The sequence below is a fragment of the Mycobacterium sp. NGS34 genome (genome assembly GCF_059812845.1).
The window spans coordinates 1-2017 of the sequence record NZ_JCALDM010000048.1; the positions used below are offsets into that span (position 1 = coordinate 1).

The following is a 2017-nucleotide window of genomic DNA, read 5'->3' on the forward strand; positions in this document are numbered from 1 at the left end:
GTACGAAACTACAGTTTCGTCGAAATCCAATCCTTGAGATCTGTCCAGAAGCGCTGACAAGCATCAGATTCCGCGTGACATACAGCGGAGTCGGTGTTGCTGTCCACACGAACAACTTGCAAGGAGTAACCTGTGAAGCTGGATAAGGATGCAGCCGCCATCCTGGCAGTTGTTGCCAGTCAAAACCTTCCTCCCCTATGTGCAGGAAGTGTCCTGGAGGCTCGTCTGAGAGTTCCAGACCCGATCTTCGCCCAGGGCGAGCGCCTGCCTTTGCATTCGGTAATCGATAGCACAATCCCAGGACCCGCAGGAGACCTTCCCGTCAGGATTTACACCCCGCAGGGAGTGGGCCCGTTCCCCGCCGTCGTCTACTTTCATGGTGGAGGATTCGTAATCGGATCTATCGAAACTGCCGACCAAGGCTGTCGGCTGATTGCCAACGAAGCTGGGGCGGTGGTCATATCCGTTGGATACCGCCTAGCTCCGGAGCATCCGTACCCGTCAGCGCCTGAAGACTGTTTCGCTGCAATTACCTGGGTAGCTAAACACGCTGCGGAGGTTAACGTCGACCCCAAGAGACTCGCTGTGGCGGGCGACAGTGCAGGTGCGAACCTGGCCACTGTAGTCACTCTGATGGCGAGAGACCGCGGCGGCCCCGAGATTGCGCACCAGGCACTGCTGTACCCCAACATCGATCTAACGGATACCGAGTACCCCTCCAAGAGCGTGGACAATGCCGAAGGATACATGCTCGAGAAAACAGACATTGATTGGTTCTACTCGCACTATCTCCCCGATCCAGACAGGGCAAGTGAACCCTACGCGTCTCCACTTCTTGCAGAGAGCCACGCCGGCCTCCCCTCCGCCACGGTGATCACAGCTGGCTTCGACCCACTGCGCGACGAAGGTTTTGCCTACGTCGCTGCACTACAGCGATCCGGCACCCCTGCCGAACACCTGCCCTATCCGTCTCTGATTCATGGCTTCTATTCGTTTCCCGCGGCCATCGGCGCTGCGCGTGATGTTGCCGCAGAGATCGGACAGCGCCTGCGCACTGCACTTTCCGCGTAACCTGCACCCCTCGAATCGACCACTCACTGAGGACAACAACTATGCACAGCCCCAAGTACATCGACATGCTGATCGTCGGAGCCGGCTTCAGTGGCCTGTACCAACTCATCAAATCCCGAAGAATGGGTTTGACTGCCCGGGTGATTGAACGCGGTTGAGAAATAGTCAAATCCTGTGGATCGAGGGTCGTCAGGCGACCTCGGACACCGGCGAATCAGGTGACGGTTCGGGGGTGATATCGACGGGCCGTTCGAGGAGCTTGCCCTTGTGGAACAGAGCGCCGGCCCGTACGAGCGCGACCAGGTGTGGCGCGTTGATCGCCCGCCACCGGGACTGCGCGGCCTCGATCAGCTTGTAGGCCATCGCCATCCCCGCCGCCCTCGAACCCGGGCCCTTGGTCACTTTGGTCCTCAATCGCACTGTGGCGAAGGTGGATTCGATCGGGTTGGTGGTGCGTAGGTGCACCCAATGCTCGGCTGGATACCGGAAGTACTCGAGCAGCACGTCGGCATCGTCGGTGATCTTCTTCACCGCCTTCGGGTACTTCGCGCCGTAGTCGCGTTCGAACGCCGCGATCGCCAACTGGGCCTTGTCGATGTCCTCCGCGTTGTAGATCTCCTTCATCGCCGCCAACGCGCCCGGATGCGCCGACTTCGGGAGCGCAGCAAGAACATTGGCTTGCTTGTGGAACCAGCAGCGTTGCTCGCGGGTGTCGGGGAACACCTCCCGCAGCGCCTTCCAGAACCCGAGCGCACCGTCGCCGACCGCCAACGCCGGGGCGCGCATCCCGCGGCGGCGGCAGCCGCGCAGCAGATCGGCCCACGACTCGGTCGATTCGCGGTAGCCGTCGGTGAGTGCGACGAGTTCCTTGCGGCCGTCGGCGCGGACCCCGAGCATTACCAGCAGGCAGAGTTTTTCCTGCTCGAGGCGGACTTTCAGGTGGATT

At 60.7% G+C, this 2017-nt stretch carries 2 protein-coding genes; one reads left to right on the forward strand and one right to left on the reverse strand.

Features of this window, described 5'->3' with window-relative positions; genetic code table 11:
- Window positions 1-132 precede the first annotated feature (132 nt).
- Entirely contained in the window at window positions 133-1071 is a 939-nt protein-coding gene (lipP1, locus tag AC5Y7V_RS31305) for a LipP1 family hormone-sensitive lipase (protein ID WP_499883783.1), read from the forward strand.
- Window positions 1072-1260: 189 nt separating this feature from the next.
- Here lipP1 and AC5Y7V_RS31310 read toward each other — a convergent pair.
- The coding region (locus AC5Y7V_RS31310) for an IS256 family transposase (RefSeq protein ID WP_499883784.1) at window positions 1261-2017 on the reverse strand (757 nt) is incomplete at its 5' end.